The following is a 15,783-nucleotide window of genomic DNA, read 5'->3' as shown; positions in this document are numbered from 1 at the left end:
ATTTCGTCCTCTGAATGCGGTAGTTGCGTACGCAACTACCGCATTCAGAGGACGAAATGCGGGCCGTAGGCTGGCGGGATGCGTGCAGTAGGGATGGACGGGAGTCCGGCGTCGATCGACGGGCTGACCTCGGCCTTGGCCGAGGCGCTCGGCGGCGGTCCGGCCGTCCTCCCCTACGCGTCCGAGGCCCTGCGCGACGCGATGGAGCCGACGCGCCCGGCCGAACCCGGGACGGCGGTGATCATCGCCACCTCCGGGTCCACCGGTGAGCCGAAGGGCGTGCTCCTGTCAGCGTCGGCGCTCACAGCGTCGGCGCGAGCCACCCATGCGCGGCTCGGCGGTCCGGGGCACTGGCTGCTCGCGACCCCGGCGCAGTACATCGGCGGACTGCAGGTGCTGATCCGCTCGCTGCTGGCGGGGACGACGCCCGCCGTGCTGTCCGCCCCCGGTTTCCGGCCGGACGACTTCGCCGAGGCCGCCGCGCCGCTGCTGTCACTGGACGGGCCGCGTTACACCGCGCTCGTGCCGACCCAGCTCGGACGGCTGCTCGACGCGGGCGGACCCGGTCTGGCGGCGGCCCGCGCTTTCGACGCGATCATCGTCGGCGCGGCGGCGACCACCGCGGATCTGCGGGAGCGCGCCGCCGAAGCGGGCGTGAAGATCGTGCCCGCGTACGGCATGAGCGAGACCGCGAGCGGCTGCGTCTACGAAGGCGTACCCCTGGACGGAGTACACGTCGAACTCGAAGACGAGCGGGTCTGGATCACCGGTGACGTGCTCGCGCACGGCTACCGGCTGCGACCCGACCTCACCGCGGAGGCCTTCGAGGACGGCAGGTTCCGCACTTCCGATCGCGGCCGGTGGGCGGCCGACGGGCGGTTGGAGATCCTCGGGCGGATCGACGACATGATCAACACCGGCGGGGTGAAGGTGGCGGCCGCGACCGTCGAACGGATCTTGACCGCGCAGCCCGGGATCCGGGACGCGTGCGTGGTCGGGGTACCTGACCCCGAGTGGGGCGAAGCCGTCGTCGCGCTCGTCGTCGGCGCAGGCTGCGACGTCGATTCGCTGCGGGCCGCGTGTCGCGAAGAGGCCGGTGCCGCGGCCGCTCCGAAGCGCGTCGAGTTCGCCGAAGAACTCCCGCTGCGGGGCCCCGGGAAGGTCGACAGGACGGCCGTCCGGAACCTCCTACGAAGGTCGTGAATTCTCCACCGATTGCCGGGGACGTTGCTGACCCGGTCATTACCCGCGGGTTTAAGTCCAGGCATGACGCGCTGGACACGCACAGTATCGGCCGTCACGATGGTCTGGTCGCTTCGGCCGGGCCCGTGCCGGCGGACGAACCGGAAACCGCCGTTCCGGACAGCGGCACGCTCACCTGGACCCTGGAAGACACGATCGACGACCTGAAGCAACGCGACTCGTCACCCGCTCGCGATGACTCGAACAGGTGACGAGCCCCGCATACCGGCGGGTAGTCGCCAGGGCCAGAATGGCGACATGGCGACTGCTGGTGAATGGATCGAAGGGGCGCGCCCGCGGACGCTGCCCAACGCGGTGGCGCCGGTGGTCGCCGGAGTCGGCGCGGCGGTCGCGCTCGACGGCTTCTCCTGGTCCCGCTCGATTCTCGCGCTGCTGGTCTCGCTGGCCCTGATCGTCGGCGTCAACTACGCCAACGACTACTCCGACGGCATCCGCGGCACCGACGAGAACCGCGTCGGCCCGCTGCGGCTGGTCGGCTCCGGGGTGGCAAAGCCGAAGGCCGTCCTGACGGCCGCCCTCGTGGCCCTCGGACTCGCCGGAGTCCTCGGGCTCGTCCTCGTCGCGATCAGCGGTCTGTGGTGGCTGCTGGCGATGGGCGCGGTCTGCATCCTCGGCGCCTGGTTCTACACCGGCGGCAAAAAGCCTTACGGCTACTACGGTTTCGGCGAAATCGCGGTCTTCGTCTTCTTCGGGCTGGCCGGCGTGCTGGGCACCGTGTACGTCCAAGCCGGACAGCTCAGCTGGACGGCGCTCGGCTGCGCGGTCGCCGTCGGCTCGTTCTCGACCGGAGTACTGACCGCCAACAACCTCCGCGACATCCCGACCGACATCGAGTCCGGCAAGCGCACGCTCGCCACCCGGCTCGGCGACGACGGCACCCGGCGCCTTTACCTGACGCTGGTCGCGATCCCGTACGTCGTAAGTGTGCTGCTGGCCTTCGTGACGCCGTGGGCGCTGCTGGGGCTGCTGACCGCGCCGCTGCTGCTGAAGTCGGTCAAGGCCGTCGGCGGCGGCGCGCGGGGGCGGGCACTGATCCCGGCGCTGCGGGACACCGGATTCGCGATGCTGGGGTGGGCCGTGCTGACCGCGGTTGCCCTCGCGCTTTGAGCCGTCACCGGACCTCTGATGCGGGACCGTGTGGATTTCGGTGCGTTGGATGACCCGAAATCCACACAGTGACGACCTATCGGCTCACTGCGGGCCCGGACAGCGCGAGCGGGGATGAACGCACCGTTCATCCCTTGAGTTTTCCGCCTCGGACCACCGCCGGTAGTGCTCCGACGCCTGGGCGACCACTAAATGCAGTCCAGGCGAGAGCAAAGGTCCCTTGCTCTTTTGGTGATCCGGCGAACCTGAGGTAGGCCGCCCAGGACCTCAGGCCTCCGGGGCGAGCTTCCCGCTCACCAGGAACTCCCGGTACCTGTCCAGGTAAGGCACGATGTCGATGTTCTTCTGCGCCAGCCACTCATCGTCGTAGTAGGTGTTGGCGTACCGCTCGCCACCGTCGCACAGCAGCGTGACGACGCTGCCCGCCTGGCCTTCCGAGACCATCCGCGAGATCAGCGTGAACGCGCCGAAGAGGTTCGTGCCGGTCGAGCCGCCCGCCCAATGCCCGGTCCGTTCGCGCAGCACGCGGATCGCGGCCAGCGAGGCGGCGTCCGGTACCTGCAGCATCTCGTCGATCACGCCGGGCACGAACGACGGCTCGACGCGCGGCCGCCCGATTCCCTCGATCCGTGAAGGCATGCCGGTGCTGTAGTCGAGCGCCCCGGTCTGCCAGGCGCCGAAGAACGACGAGTTCTCCGGGTCGACGACGGCGATCTTCGTGGTGTGCCGCTTGTAGCGCACGTAGCGGCCGAAGGTCGCGCTCGTGCCGCCGGTTCCGGCGCCGACCACGATCCAGGTCGGCACAGGGTGCCGCTCGGACTGCATCTGCGCGTACACCGATTCGGCGATGTTGTTGTTCCCGCGCCAGTCCGTCGCGCGCTCGGCGTAGGTGAACTGGTCGAGGTAGTGGCCGTTGCACTCCGAAGCGAGCCGCTCGGCCTCCGGGTACATGTCCGGCGCGCGGTCGACGTAGTGGCATTCGCCGCCGTAGAACTCGATGAGCGCGATCTTCTCCGGCGAGGTGCTGCGTGGCACCACGGTGACGAACCGCAGGCCGAGCATCCGCGCGAAGTACGCCTCCGAGACCGCCGTCGAGCCGCTGGACGCCTCGACGAGCACGGTGTCCTGCCCGATCTGGCCGTTCACCAGGCCGTACAGGAACAGCGAACGCGCGAGCCGGTGCTTGAGCGAGCCGGTCGGGTGGACGGACTCGTCCTTCAAGTACAGGTCGATGCCCCATTCGACGGGCAGCGGGAAGACGTGCAGATGCGTGTCGGCGCTGCGGTTCGCGTCGGCCTCGATGATGCGGACGGCTTCGCGGACCCAGCTGCGGCTGTGCAGACGGCTCACGCGGTGCCGTCCGCTCGGTCGCCGCGCAGCTGGGAGCGCAGTTCGGCACGGGCGCGAGCGCGCTTTTCGTTGCGGCGGGCGAGTCCGGCGGTCACCCGCGCGTTCAGCGGGCGGAACAGCAGCAGACCCAGCGGCAGCCCCACGACCAGGCCGATCAGCAGCGCGACCAGCAACGGGACGTTGACCAGCAGTAACCCGCCTGCGATGACTCCGACCAGGAGAAACCTGGCCAGTACGTACAGCGTCAGGTCACGGGGAAGCTGATTATCGCTCACATCAACGCAGGCTACGCGTTGCCGTTGCGGCCGTCCTCCAGGCCCGCGTTGTTGGGCCGCCCTTCGAAGCGGGTGGAGAGCACGACGGTGGTGTTCGTACGGCCGACGCCGGGGATCCGCCGCAACCTGCCGAGCGTCCGCTCCAGATCGTCCACGGTCGAGACCCGCACCTTGACGACAAAAGCCTCGTCACCCGCGACGGCGTAGCAGCTTTCGACCTCGTCCAGGGCTCCGAGGGCCTCCGCGACGTCGTCTTCGGTCGCGGTGTCGGTGGGGTGGATGCCGACCAGCGCCGTCACCCCGAGGCCGACCGTGCTGGGGTCGACCATGGCGTGGTAGCCGGTGATCACGCCGGCGGCCTCGAGTTTACCGACCCGCTCGTGCACCGATGAAGCCGAGAGCCCGACAGACCGGCCGAGGTCGGCGTAGGTAGCCCGCCCGTTTTCCCGTAATGCCGCGATGATCTTCCGATCCACCTGATCCACCGCTACACCTTAGGCGGCATACGTCCATTCGCATGACCAGGGCGCGTTTTTCGTACCTCGGTGACAAGACCACGGTAGCCGCGTGCGCATGTCTCGCTTGTCGGTTTTGACCTTTAAGGGCTCTTTACTGTTGGACAACCGTTCGAGTACCTGACGGGTGAGATGCAACGATTGCCGCGTTGGCTACCCGGCACGACGGGCATTGGGCCCGCCTCCGGTTTAGCACTGGAACCGTGAAGGAGGCGGAAATGACCGCGACCATGGGCGGTAGGTTGCTCACCCCCGGTGAAGTGGCGGCCCTGTTCCGGGTCGACCCGAAGACCGTGACCCGCTGGGCGACCGCGGGCCGGATCGGCTCGATCCGCACTCCCGGTGGACACCGCCGGTTCCGCGAGGCCGAGGTGAACGAGCTCCTCGCCGAGCTGACCACCGACGCCAGCGAGCCCGCTCGCAAGGTCTGACCTGGTACTTCCCTTAAAAAGGACTCCGGTGACGAAGGGCAGGAAATCGCCCTTCGTCACATTGGGGTATCCATGAGTCCCCCCGCGCGCGGCAAAGGGGCTAGCCTCGTGGGACTGAGCAACGTCCTCCACGCGGAAAGGGGCCGAGCATGATCTATCTGCTCGCGGCCATCGGAGCGCTCACCGTCGCCGTGGTGTTGTGGCGCGCGTTCGGGATCGAGCGCGTCGGGGTGCCCTCGTCGCGGCCGACGCTGGCCCCGGACGACGACCCCGACTTCCTGCGCAAGCTCGGTGAGCAGCAGCGCAAAGGTAAAGACGAGGACAAAGGCAAAGACTAGGGCTGAATCGGCTGGTACTGCTGGCCGCCGAAGCCGTCGGCGACGGTGGCCGCCAGTTCCAGCAACGCCAGTCGCGTGTCCTCGTCGAGCCGGTCCAGCTCGATCTCGGCGCCTTCTTCCAGGTGCGGATCGAACGGGATGCGGCAGACCGAGCGGACCCGTGCGCCGAAGTGCGCGGAGAGCTTGTCCAGGTCGACGGAGCCGCCCTTCGGCCGCACCGAGTTGATCACCGCGACGGACCGTTTGACCAGGTCGCCGTAGCCGTGCGCCTCCAGCCAGTCGAGCGTGGCCGACGCACTGCGCGCCCCGTCGACGGAGCCGGAGGAGACCACCACCAGCGCGTCCGCGACGTCCAGGACGCCCTTCATCGCCGAGTGCATCAAACCGGTCCCGCAGTCGGTGAGCACGATGTTGTAGAAGTGCTCCAGCAGGTTCACCGTGCGCCGGTAGTCCTCCTCGGAGAAGGCTTCCGATACCGCCGGGTCCTGCTCGCTGGCGAGGATCTCCAGCCGGCTCCCGCCCTGCGAGGTGTACGAACGGACGTCGCTGTACCTGGTGATCTTGTCCGCGTCCCGCAGGAGGTGCCGGACGGTCGCGGTGGTCTCGATCGGGATTTTCTGCGACAGCGTCCCGCGGTCCGGGTTCGCGTCGACGGCGACGACCCGGTCACCGCGCAGCGAAGCGAACGTCGAGCCCAGCGTGGTGGTCGTGGTGGTCTTGCCGACGCCGCCCTTGAGGCTCAGCATCGCGATCTTGTAGCACCCGCGCAGCGGCTGGTTGATCTGCGCGATCAGTTCACGCTTGCGCGTGTCCCTGGGGCTCTCCCCCGGGTTGACGAGTTTGCCGGTGCCCACGTAGAGCGCCTTGCGCCAGCCCGACTGCGGCTTGCGCTTCTGCGGCTTCACCAGGCTCGCGGTGGCGAGTTCGTCCGGGAGCGCGTGCCTGCCCTGCGGCTGCGGGAGCCCCGGCACCGCGGGCTGCTGGATGGGCTGCTGCGGCGGCACGTACTGCTGCTGAGGCGGGTACTGGGCGGCCTGCTGCGGCTGCGCCTGCTGAGGGTGCAGCGGAGGCAGGTTCTGGTCATAGGGCTGCGGGTACTGCCCCTGCGAAGGCTGCGGCAGCGGCGGCTGCTGTTGAGGCGGCTGCGGCTGCTGCTGTTGAGCAGGCTGCTGCGGGTACTGCCCCTGCGGCGGATAGTGCGGCTGGACGACCTGGGTCGGCTCGGCCTCGAAACCACCCGCGTTCGGATGCGGCGCCGAATCCGTCCTGTCCTCGGAGAACAACTCCGAGGGCTGGACGCTCTCGGTGGGTTCGGGGTGGCCAGGAGCCGATTCTTCGCTGGGTCCGGTCACCGCTGAATTCCTCCTCCGCGCACGTCTTCCCCCATTACCTCAGTATTGACGGTAGTCGGCTCGCGTGCAGTGGTGACGGTCAGCCCCCGGCGTAGGAGTGCAGACCCGACGTGACCAGGTTCACGAAGAACATGTTGAAGATCGTCGCGGAGAACCCGACGATGTTGATGATCGCGGCTCGCTGCCCGCGCCAGCCCGCCGTGGCACGGGAGTGGAGGTACGCCGCGTAGACGACCCACGCCACGAAAGCGACGGTCTCCTTCGGGTCCCAGCCCCAGAACCGGCCCCACGCCGCCTCGGCCCACACCGCGCCGCAGAGCACGCCGAAGGTGAAGATCGGGAAGGCGAAGATGGTGGTGCGATAGGCGATGCGGTCGAGGACGTCCGCGGCGGGCAGCTTCGGGCCGAACTTGGCGAATTTCGCCGGGTTGTCGTCGTGGGCGGCGCGGAAGAGGTAAAGGACGCTCGCGACACCCGGCACCAGGAAGACACCCGAACCGATGATCGCCGCGGAAACGTGGATGATCACCCAGTAGGACTGGAGCGCGGGCTGCACCGGCGCGGCCGTCGTGTACAACATGGTGCCGTTGACGAACATCAGGATCACGACCGGCAGCAGCAGGAAGCCGGTGAGGTGGCGGACCGGGAACTTCCGCATGATGACGAGCCAGGTCACGACGGCGACGAAGGTCGTGGCCATGCCGTATTCGTAGAGGTTGCCCCACGGCGCGCGGTGCACGGCGAGCCCGCGCAGCACGATCGCGGCCAGGTGGAGCAGCGCGGCCAGCACCAGCAGCGCGGCGCCCATGCGGCCGATGCGCTCGGGGCGGCCGATCTCGCGCGAGGGCTCGATGGGCGTCCCGTAAGCCGGCGGCGTCGACGGCGGACCACCCGCGCCGACCAGGTCACGGGAACGCTGGATGCTGCGCTCCGCCGCGAGGCGGCCCTTCGCGCCGAAACCCTGCTCGATGAGGGCGAACATCAACGCGATGACGTAGATCGCCGTCGCGGTGGTATAGGAGTAGTCGCTGTACTGGGACAGCGTCTCGTTGATCGGCATGACCTCTAGTTGCCTCTCTGCTCCTGGACCAGCTTGGCGCTGATCCGCTGGAACTCTTCGCCGTAGCCCGCCTGGTCGGTGCGCGCCAGCCCGGCGACCTCGATCACGGTACCCGTCTCACCTTCACGCGCCGGGCTCACCCGCACCCACACCCGGCGCCGTTTGACCAGCAACGATCCCGCCAGCCCGAGCAGCATCACGACCGCGCAGACCAGCACCCAGCCCTGCACGGGATCGTGGGAGACCTGGATCGCCACCCATTCCTGGACGCCGTCGAAGCGGACCTTCGTTCCGTCGTCCAGCACGGTCTCCTGGCCTTGGTCCAGGTTCTGCCGGGTGAGCTTCTTGAGCCTGCCGTCCGCGACGAGCGACTGGTCGATCTGGAAGATCGACTGGCCCCGGCCCGCGTCGAGGCCGAGGTCGCCGCGGTAGATGTCCACGGCCACGGCGGGCTTGTTCGCCTCGGGCCGCGACGACGTCAGCACATTGCCGTGCAGGAACGCGGTCGGCGCGAGCAGACCGGTGATCGCGAGTTGCCGGGTGCGGCGTTCGATCGGATCCGCGATACCCGGCTGGTCGATCTTCGTCGCGCCTTCGGAGAGCTTCGTGGGCTCGTCGGCGGGCCGCCACGGAGTGATGTTGGTGCGCACGGTGCCGTCGGGGAAGGTCACCGTGAACTTCGGGGAGTAACCGAAGTTCAGCAGGTAGACGCGGTCGCCCGCGGTGCGCAGCGGCGAGTTGACCTCGAGCCCGTACGGCTTCCACGCGCCGGTCTTCAGGTCTTCGCCGGACTGGTACTCCATGTTCGAGTGGTAGTAATTCGCCTGCCCGCTCTCGGTGTAGCGCGCCTCGAAGTCCTTCAGCCGGATGCAGAAGGCGTTGAGGTCGGTGCCGTCGACACGCAGCCCGGCGTTGAAGGTGTCGAAGCCGAGGATGCCGGAGTTGCACCACGGGCTGCTGTCGGCCTGGACGATGACCTGGCCTTCGTAACCGAACAGCTTGCCCAGCGCGAAGAAGATGATCAGGCCCAGCATGCCGAAGTGGAAGACGAGGTTGCCGGTCTCGCGGAGGTACCCGCGTTCGGCGGAGATGCTTCGGGTTCCGTCGGCGTCTTCGTGCTCGACACGGCGCCAGCCTTTGAGCAGCGCGTGCGTGTCCTTCATGACCGTCTCAGGAGTCCGGTCGGTCGTGGTGGACACGTGATGCGGCATCCGCGAGAGCCTGCGCGGCGTGAGGACCGGCTTCGCGCGCATCGCCTTCGCGTACTCGAAGCTGCGCGGCGCGAGACACCCGATGAGCGAGATCATCAGCAGGATGTAGATCGCGGAGAACCAGACGCTGCCGTAGACCTCGAAGAACTGCGTGCGGTCGAGCAGTTCACCCCACCAGCCGTGCGCGGCGATGTACTCGTCGGTCTTGGCGACGTTGAGGTTCCGCTGCGGCAGCAGCGCGCCGGGCATCGCGGCGAGCGCGAGCAGGAACAGCAGCACCAGCGCGGTGCGCATCGACGTCAACCCGCGCCAGGTGTTGCGCAGGAAGGCGAGGACGCGCTTGAGCGGCGTCGGACGGTATCGGGTGGTCACAAGGGCAGCCTGAGGTCGTTCACGAGGGTGTTCCGGATCCAGCCGATCATGTCGCCCCACAGCCCGGTCACCAGCAGGATGCCGACGATCATCAGCAGGACGCCGCCGAAGATCTGCACCTGACGGCCGTGGCGGCGCAGCCAGTCCGTCGCGCGGACGGCCCAGCGGGCGCCGACCGCGATGAGCAGGAACGGGACGCCGAGGCCGAGGCAGTACACGAGGATCAGCGCGTACCCGCGGACGGCGGCGCCCCCGGTGGCACTGGCCAGGGTGGTGACCGCGGACAGCGTCGGGCCGATGCACGGCGTCCAGCCGAGCCCGAACACCGCGCCGAGCACCGGCGCGCCCCACAGACCGCCGCGCGGCACGTGATGCGAACGGAACTCGCGCTGAAGCCCCGGGATCCAGCCGAGGAAGACCATCGCCATCGCGATGGTCAGCACGCCGCCGAGGCGCTGGAGGAGGTCCATGTTGAGCTGGACGGCGTCGGCGATCCACACCAGCGTCCCCAGTGTCACCACGAAGACGACGGTGAACCCGAGCACGAACAACGCCGCCGCGCCGACGACGGCGTACCGGCCCTTCTTGCGCTCCTCGTCCGCGCTGACCGCGGGAGCGTCCGCGCCGACCAGCGCCGCCAGGTACGCGAGATACCCGGGCACCAGCGGCACGACGCAGGGTGACGCGAAGGAGATCGTCCCGGCCAGCAGCGCGACAGCCGCGGCGAGCAGCAGCGGCCCGGAAAGCGCCAGCTCGGTAACACCGTTCACGCAAAGGAGCGTAGGCAGTGTGGTCGAGGTGAAAACGCCGGGGCGCCCTCAACGGGACCTACGTCGCACCCGGTCAGGACCTTGGTCCCGTCCCGCTTCACTGCGTTTCGTCCTCTGAATGCGGTAGTTGCCCACGCAACTACCGCATTCAGAGGACGAAACGCGGGAGGGGTCAGGCGGGTTCGGCGACCAGGCGTTCGACGACGGGCAGCAGGTCCGACGCGAGCAGGTCCCGCAGGAACACGGCCGCGACGCGGTGCTGTTTGTCCAGCACGATCGTCGACGGGATGATGTTGCGCGGATAACCCGAAAGCTGCAGCAACGTCCGCCCCGACGGGTCGTAGATCGACGGGTACGTCAGCTTCCGGTCCCGCATGAAGTCCTGCGCCGGGACACGGTCGTTGTCCCGCAGGTCGATGCCGACCACCTGGACGCCGGACGCCTTGGTCTGGTCGTAGACCTTCTGCATCTCCGGCGCCTCGACCCGGCACGGACCGCACCATTGACCCCAGAGGTTCAGCACGATGACCTTACCGGGGAAGTCCGCGATCGAAAGCTGTTCGCCCTCGTTCATCAGATCGTCGCCGGACAACGTCGGCGACGGCTGGCGGTCCGCGACGTCGTAGGTGATGTCGACCTTCCCGCCCGGCGAGACGAAGTTGAAGGAGCCGCCGGTGACGACGGCGTCCTTGCCGGTGGTGCAGCCCGTGACGACGAGCGCCAGCCCGACGACGGCCGCCACGAGTCGCTTCATGCGCCGGTCACCTTCGGGTCGGTCGTGCCGGCGGGCTCGCTGTAGACGATCCGCACGAGTTCCTCGCCTTCGAAGACCAGGCTGGTCAGCGACGCGAGCGAGCACTGCCGGTTGCGCGGGTCGTGCCAGAGCCGCTTCGCCTCCAGGAAGCGCCGCACGGTCCAGATCGGCAGCTGGTGCGAGACGCACAGCGCCTCGTGCCCCTCGGCCGCCCGCCGCGCGCGGTGGATCGCGCCGAGCATGCGGTGCGCGATCTCGACGTACGGCTCGCCCCAAGACGGCCGGAACGGATTGACCAGCTTCGGCCAGTGCTTCGGCTGGCGAAGGGCACCATCGCCGACGGCGACCCGCTCACCCTCGAACTGGTTGTCCGCCTCGATGAGCCGTTCGTCGGTGTCGACGTCGAGCCGGTGCGCGGCGGCGATCGGCGCCGCGGTCTCCTGCGCGCGTTGAAGCGGCGAAGCGACGACGTACGTGATGTCGTGCTTCGCGACGGCTTCAGCGACCGTCAGCGCCTGGCGCTGGCCACGGTCGGAGAGCTTGAAGCCGGACAGGCGGCCGTACAGGATCTTGTCCGGGTTGTGCACCTCACCGTGGCGGAGCAGGTGCACGATCGTCGTCTCGCTCACGCCTGGACCGCCTCGGCGGCGGCGCGGGCGGCGACGCGCAACGCGGCTTCGATGATCTCGAACTCGGCGTCGCCCATGGCCGCGTTGACGAACCACGCCTCGTACGCGCTCGGCGGCGCGTACACGCCGTTGTCCAGCAGCCCGTGGAAGAACGCCGGGAACCGCCAGGTCTCCGAGGCCTGCGCGCCCGGGTAGTTCGTCACCGGGTTCGCGCTGAAGAACACGCTGACCAGGTTGCCCGCGTACTGCACGGTGTGCGTGACGTCCGCCTCGGTCAGCGATCGGTCGAACAGGTCGCCGAGCCGCTTCGCGTTGGCGTCGAGGGCCGCGTACACGGCGTCGTCGGCCGCGCGCAGCGTCGCGAGCCCGGCGGCGACGGCGACGGGGTTCCCCGACAGCGTCCCCGCCTGGTACACCGGCCCGCCCGGAGCCAGCTTCGCCATCACGTCGGCGCGGCCGCCGAAGGCCGCGGCCGGCAGCCCGCCGGACATCACCTTGCCGAAGGTGTACAGGTCACCGGCGACGCCTTCGAGGCCGAACCAGCCCGCCTTCGAGACGCGGAACCCGGTCATCACCTCGTCCATGATCAACAGCGCGCCGTGCTCGTGCGCGATCTCCTTGAGGCCGGCGTTGAAGCCGTCGATCGGCGCGACGGCGCCCATGTTGCCCGCGGCGGCTTCGGTGATGATCGCGGCGATCGAGTCCGGATTGTCCACAAAGGACTTCCGGACCGCGTCGAGGTCGTTGTAGGCCAGGACGATCGTGTCGGCCGCCTGCGCGCCGGTGACACCGGGCGACGTCGGGAGGCCGAGGGTCGCGACGCCGGAGCCCGCTTCGGCGAGCAACGCGTCGACGTGACCGTGATAGCAGCCCGCGAACTTGATGATCTTCGCCCGGCCGGTGAACCCCCTGGCCAGTCGGATCGCGCTCATCGTCGCCTCGGTGCCGGAGTTGACCAGGCGGACCTGCTCCACCGGCTCGACCCGGCCGATGATCTCCTCGGCCAGTTCGACCTCGCCACGCGTCGGCGTGCCGAACGACAGTCCGTTGACGGCCGCTTCGCGCGCGGCGGAGACGACGTCCGGATGCGCGTGCCCGAGGATCATCGGCCCCCATGAAGAGACCAGATCGACGTAGCGGTTGTCGTCGGCGTCCCAGAGGTACGGGCCCTCGCCGCGCACCATGAACCGCGGGGTGCCGCCGACGGAGTTGAAGGCCCGCACCGGGGAGTTCACCCCACCCGGGACCACGGCCTTCGCTCGTTCGAACCATGCCTTGGACTGATCGACTCCGGTAGTCACCTCCCCAGTCTCGCAAATCCGCCGAGGACACCCGCCGCTGAGTCCTCGCCGTTCCGGGCGCGGCGTGAGCAGGCCCACTAGGGTGGGAGAACTCCCGTCGAAACCCTCGCGGAGGAATCCACGTGTCCACGGTGCCGTCACCACCGACCCACCACCGTCGCCTGCGCTGGCAGGCCTTGGCCGGATTCCTCGCCCTGTCGGCGATCGTGGGGATCGTGGCCGGACTGGCGGTCGCCACCCGCTCCGAAACGCACAACGCGCTGGCCCGCCCGTCGTGGGCGCCGCCTGGCTGGCTCTACGGCCCGATGTGGTCGGTCCTGCTCCTCCTGGTCGCCGTCGCGGGCTGGTACTACTGGCGCACCGACGGCGAAACGCGCGGCTTCGCCTTCTACGGCGTCTGCCTGCTGCTGACCCTGCTGTGGACGCCGCTGTTCTTCGCCGGCGGCGCGCACGTCCTGGCGCTGGCCGACGTCGTCGTGCTGGACTTCGTGGTGCCGGTCACGATGATGGAGTTCGGTCGCCGGTCGAAACTCGCGGCCTGGCTGCTCGTGCCGTATCTGCTGTGGTTGCTGTTCTCGACCGCGGTCAACGCCGCCGTCGTCTGGCTCAACTGAGCTTCGGTTCCTTGGGCTTGCGTCCCTTGACCCGGACGGCGAGCAGGAACTGGCGGATCGCGTCCACCACCAGGATCGCGGCCAGCACGCCCAGCCCGATGGCGCCGGCGAGCGGACCGCCGAAATACCGCTGCGAATCCAGCGTCGTTTCGCCGTAGGTGATGGCGACCGGGACGACACCGGCCTTCCAGCAAGCGAAAGCACCCCACACCGCGAGCGCGGCCAGGATCAGTTCGACGGCTCCCACCACGGCGCGCAGGGGTTTGTGCAGCCGGGCTTCTCGCCGGGCGTCCTCCGGTGGCCACAGGTCGGCCCCGGTCGGCTGGGGAAGGTCGATCACAGTGAGCAGCTTCTCATGACTCTGTGGTGCGAGCACGCACCAAATCCTGGAGAGCGTCGCGGAGGGCGTCCGGATCCTTGGCCCAGGCGCGGACGAAAACGCCGTCTTCGAGCTTCAAGCCGACTTCGCCGTGCTTCTTGGGGATCGTCCAGCCGCCACCGAGGACCCGCGCTCCCACCGGGGCGTCGTCTTCGAGAACTTCGGCGATCTGGGCCGCCTCGAGGGTTTCCCTGCCCTGGCGGTAGCCGTCCGCGGTGACTTCGAGCGAGAGGTACCGGCGGCGCGCGTACACCCACGGCACGGTGATCGCCACCAGCCCCGCCGCGACCAGGAGCCAGGCCAGCCAGTGGACAGGCCCGCCGGTCGCCAGCTCCGCGAGCAGCCCGGCGAGGGAGAACAGCGGCGCCCACAGCAACGCCGTCCAGCCGACGCCTGGTTCGGCGTAGAGGGCGGGTTCCGGCGTCATGGCAGCTTGCGCCCGACCTTCGGGAAGTAGTCGGCCACGCTGGGCAGGTACATCAAGATCAGCGCGATCACCGCGATGAGCGTGGCGATGACGACGAAAAGCGCGCCACCGAGGACGAAGAGTCCGACGAGGGCGAGGAAGACCGCGAGGCCGGTCAGCACGGCCCTGGCCGAACGCGTTCCTTCGCGGGCCTTGTAGGCGAAGATGGCGAACAGCACGGCGAACGTGATCGCGCCGACGAACAGGTTCAGGATCAGCCCGTCGACGCCGTCGATGATCCGCGCCGGGTCGACCCTCAGCGCCGGGTCACGCTGTTCGGCGTTCTGCTTCAGGTACGTGTCGATCACCGTCTGCCTGCCGATCAGCAGATAGGCGGGTCCGGCGATCAGGGCGAGACCGGTCGCGATCCACAACCAGAACGAGAGGGCGACAGGCTTCGGCACGACGTGCTTCGGCGCCTCTTGACCAGGCAGGATCGGGTCGGGTGCCCGTCCCCGCTTGCGGCGCTCGTCGTCCGTTTCGCCGGCTTCGCTGTCGCTCACGCGAGGCAGCCTAGGGCGTGTCTCCCAAACTGAAGTGGGCAGGTTGGGTGAGGACACGCGCGCGCGCTTCGAGAGACGCAGCCTAGTCCAGCCAACCCGCCGCTTCGGCGGCCCAGTAGGTGAGGATCATGTCCGCGCCCGCGCGGCGGATCGAGGTCAGCACCTCGAGGATCGTGCGCTCGCGCTCCAGCCAGCCGTTCGCCGCGGCGGCCTCGACCATCGCGTACTCACCCGAGATGTTGTACGCCGCCACGGGAACCGGCGACGCCTCGGCGGCGGCCCTGATGACGTCCAAATAGGACAGCGCGGGTTTGACCATGATCATGTCGGCGCCCTCGGCGATGTCCAGCTCGATCTCGCGCAACGCTTCACGCACGTTGCCCGGATCCTGCTGGTAGGTCTTCCGGTCGCCCTTCAGCTGCGAGTCGACGGCCTCGCGGAAGGGGCCGTAGAACGCGCTGGCGAACTTCGCCGAATAGGCGAGAATGCCGGCGTCCGTGCGCCCGGCGCGGTCGAGCGCGGCGCGGATGACGCCGACCTGGCCGTCCATCATGCCGCTGGGCCCGAGCAGATGCGCGCCCGCTTCCGCCTGCGCCAGACCCATTTCCGCGTACACGCGCAGGGTCGCGTCGTTGTCGACACCACCGTCGGCGTCGAGTACGCCGCAGTGGCCGTGATCGGTGAATTCGTCGAGGCACGTGTCCGCCATCAGGACCGTCGAATCGCCGAGTTCGGCCTTCAGATCGCGCAAGGCGACGTTGAGGATGCCGTTCGGGTCGATCGCGCCGGAGCCCTCGGCGTCCCGGGTCTTCGGGATGCCGAACAGCATCAGGCCGCCGACACCGGCGTTGACCGCGTCGACGGCGGCTTTGCGCAGCGTGTCGCGGGTGTGCTGGACGACCCCGGGCATGCTCGCGATCGGGCGGGGTGTGTCGATGCCCTCGGCCACGAACATCGGGAGGATCAGCTGGCGCGGCCGCAGCGTCGTCTCACCGACCAGCCTGCGCATGGCCGGAGTGGTGCGGAGCCTGCGGGGACGATGTTCGGGAAACACCCTTACGACGGTACTCCCGCTCGCTCGAGACGCGGTCCG

20 protein-coding genes are annotated in these 15,783 nt (G+C 68.9%); 6 read left to right on the top strand and 14 right to left on the bottom strand.

Annotation, left to right across the window (positions count from 1 at the left end):
- Nucleotides 1-78: 78 nt before the first annotated feature.
- From menE to ACZ6DT_RS18470, 3 genes are read left to right on the top strand one after another with little or no spacing between them, the layout of a single operon-like run.
- On the top strand, nucleotides 79-1,203 hold the full coding sequence (gene menE / locus ACZ6DT_RS18480; protein WP_465596177.1) for an o-succinylbenzoate--CoA ligase: 1,125 nt from the start codon (nucleotides 79-81) through the stop codon (nucleotides 1,201-1,203).
- Nucleotides 1,200-1,454: a hypothetical protein gene (locus ACZ6DT_RS18475; protein ID WP_465596174.1), complete on the top strand. Its 255-nt coding sequence runs from the start codon at nucleotides 1,200-1,202 to the stop codon at nucleotides 1,452-1,454. The genes menE and ACZ6DT_RS18475 overlap by 4 nt, the downstream gene beginning before the upstream one ends.
- 46 nt (nucleotides 1,455-1,500) lie before the next feature.
- Nucleotides 1,501-2,370: a 1,4-dihydroxy-2-naphthoate polyprenyltransferase gene (locus ACZ6DT_RS18470; protein ID WP_465596171.1), complete on the top strand. Its 870-nt coding sequence runs from the start codon at nucleotides 1,501-1,503 to the stop codon at nucleotides 2,368-2,370.
- Between the two features lie 267 nt (nucleotides 2,371-2,637).
- Here ACZ6DT_RS18470 and cds1 read toward each other — a convergent pair whose 3' ends face one another.
- Genes cds1 through ACZ6DT_RS18455 form a run of 3 tightly spaced genes read right to left on the bottom strand, consistent with a single transcriptional unit; the run spans nucleotide 2,638 to nucleotide 4,480 of the window.
- Nucleotides 2,638-3,720 (bottom strand): L-cysteine desulfhydrase Cds1, encoded by a 1,083-nt coding sequence (gene cds1, locus ACZ6DT_RS18465; RefSeq protein WP_465596168.1) that lies wholly within the window; start codon nucleotides 3,718-3,720, stop codon nucleotides 2,638-2,640.
- A complete protein-coding gene (locus ACZ6DT_RS18460; protein WP_396557087.1) occupies nucleotides 3,717-3,995 on the bottom strand; it encodes a DUF4229 domain-containing protein in 279 nt (92 codons plus the stop codon). The genes cds1 and ACZ6DT_RS18460 overlap by 4 nt, the downstream gene beginning before the upstream one ends.
- Before the next feature lie 11 nt (nucleotides 3,996-4,006).
- Nucleotides 4,007-4,480, bottom strand: coding sequence for an Lrp/AsnC family transcriptional regulator (locus ACZ6DT_RS18455; protein WP_465596164.1), 474 nt, complete (start codon nucleotides 4,478-4,480; stop codon nucleotides 4,007-4,009).
- A 248-nt stretch (nucleotides 4,481-4,728) separates the two neighbouring features.
- Here ACZ6DT_RS18455 and ACZ6DT_RS18450 point away from each other — a divergent pair, with 248 nt between their 5' ends.
- Nucleotides 4,729-4,941 (top strand): BldC family transcriptional regulator, encoded by a 213-nt coding sequence (locus ACZ6DT_RS18450; RefSeq protein WP_005151795.1) that lies wholly within the window; start codon nucleotides 4,729-4,731, stop codon nucleotides 4,939-4,941.
- A gap of 149 nt (nucleotides 4,942-5,090) precedes the next feature.
- On the top strand, nucleotides 5,091-5,279 hold the full coding sequence (locus tag ACZ6DT_RS18445) for a hypothetical protein (RefSeq protein ID WP_125788692.1): 189 nt from the start codon (nucleotides 5,091-5,093) through the stop codon (nucleotides 5,277-5,279).
- Here ACZ6DT_RS18445 and ACZ6DT_RS18440 read toward each other — a convergent pair.
- From ACZ6DT_RS18440 to hemL, 7 genes are all read right to left on the bottom strand, one after another.
- Entirely contained in the window at nucleotides 5,276-6,631 is a 1,356-nt protein-coding gene (locus ACZ6DT_RS18440; RefSeq protein ID WP_465596161.1) for a MinD/ParA family ATP-binding protein, read from the bottom strand. The two genes, ACZ6DT_RS18445 and ACZ6DT_RS18440, sit on opposite strands and share 4 nt — an antisense overlap.
- Nucleotides 6,632-6,710: 79 nt before the next feature.
- Nucleotides 6,711-7,691 (bottom strand): c-type cytochrome biogenesis protein CcsB, encoded by a 981-nt coding sequence (gene ccsB / locus ACZ6DT_RS18435; protein ID WP_465596158.1) that lies wholly within the window; start codon nucleotides 7,689-7,691, stop codon nucleotides 6,711-6,713.
- Between the two features lie 5 nt (nucleotides 7,692-7,696).
- Entirely contained in the window at nucleotides 7,697-9,196 is a 1,500-nt protein-coding gene (gene resB / locus ACZ6DT_RS18430; protein ID WP_465596575.1) for a cytochrome c biogenesis protein ResB, read from the bottom strand.
- 74 nt (nucleotides 9,197-9,270) lie between these two features.
- Nucleotides 9,271-10,044, bottom strand: a complete 774-nt coding sequence (locus tag ACZ6DT_RS18425) for a cytochrome c biogenesis CcdA family protein (protein WP_465596155.1) — start codon at nucleotides 10,042-10,044, stop codon at nucleotides 9,271-9,273.
- Between the two features lie 172 nt (nucleotides 10,045-10,216).
- The gene (locus ACZ6DT_RS18420) at nucleotides 10,217-10,798 is read right to left on the bottom strand and encodes a TlpA family protein disulfide reductase (RefSeq protein WP_465596152.1); all 582 of its coding nucleotides are present in this window, start codon (nucleotides 10,796-10,798) and stop codon (nucleotides 10,217-10,219) included.
- Nucleotides 10,795-11,427: a histidine phosphatase family protein gene (locus ACZ6DT_RS18415; protein WP_465596149.1), complete on the bottom strand. Its 633-nt coding sequence runs from the start codon at nucleotides 11,425-11,427 to the stop codon at nucleotides 10,795-10,797. Before ACZ6DT_RS18415 ends, ACZ6DT_RS18420 begins: the two co-directional genes overlap by 4 nt.
- A complete protein-coding gene (gene hemL, locus ACZ6DT_RS18410; RefSeq protein WP_465596145.1) occupies nucleotides 11,424-12,728 on the bottom strand; it encodes a glutamate-1-semialdehyde 2,1-aminomutase in 1,305 nt (434 codons plus the stop codon). Before hemL ends, ACZ6DT_RS18415 begins: the two co-directional genes overlap by 4 nt.
- Nucleotides 12,729-12,850: 122 nt before the next feature.
- Between hemL and ACZ6DT_RS18405 the strand changes: the two genes are divergently transcribed.
- Complete coding sequence (locus ACZ6DT_RS18405; protein WP_465596142.1) at nucleotides 12,851-13,342, top strand: TspO/MBR family protein; 492 nt, start codon at nucleotides 12,851-12,853, stop codon at nucleotides 13,340-13,342.
- Here the strand turns inward: ACZ6DT_RS18405 and ACZ6DT_RS18400 are convergent.
- The 4 genes from ACZ6DT_RS18400 to hemB form a co-directional block, all read right to left on the bottom strand.
- The gene (locus tag ACZ6DT_RS18400) at nucleotides 13,335-13,718 is read right to left on the bottom strand and encodes a hypothetical protein (protein WP_465596138.1); all 384 of its coding nucleotides are present in this window, start codon (nucleotides 13,716-13,718) and stop codon (nucleotides 13,335-13,337) included. The two genes, ACZ6DT_RS18405 and ACZ6DT_RS18400, sit on opposite strands and share 8 nt — an antisense overlap.
- Complete coding sequence (locus ACZ6DT_RS18395; RefSeq protein ID WP_465596135.1) at nucleotides 13,696-14,148, bottom strand: hypothetical protein; 453 nt, start codon at nucleotides 14,146-14,148, stop codon at nucleotides 13,696-13,698. Before ACZ6DT_RS18395 ends, ACZ6DT_RS18400 begins: the two co-directional genes overlap by 23 nt.
- Nucleotides 14,145-14,690, bottom strand: a complete 546-nt coding sequence (locus tag ACZ6DT_RS18390) for a hypothetical protein (RefSeq protein ID WP_465596133.1) — start codon at nucleotides 14,688-14,690, stop codon at nucleotides 14,145-14,147. The genes ACZ6DT_RS18395 and ACZ6DT_RS18390 overlap by 4 nt, the downstream gene beginning before the upstream one ends.
- A gap of 82 nt (nucleotides 14,691-14,772) precedes the next feature.
- Entirely contained in the window at nucleotides 14,773-15,744 is a 972-nt protein-coding gene (hemB, locus tag ACZ6DT_RS18385) for a porphobilinogen synthase (protein WP_465596130.1), read from the bottom strand.
- Between the last annotated feature and the right edge of the window lie 39 nt (nucleotides 15,745-15,783).

It is taken from the genome of Amycolatopsis sp. NPDC041971, assembly GCF_055588925.1.
The sequence above is the reverse complement of the archived record's forward strand: the minus strand, read 5'-3'. Positions and strand labels throughout refer to the sequence as shown.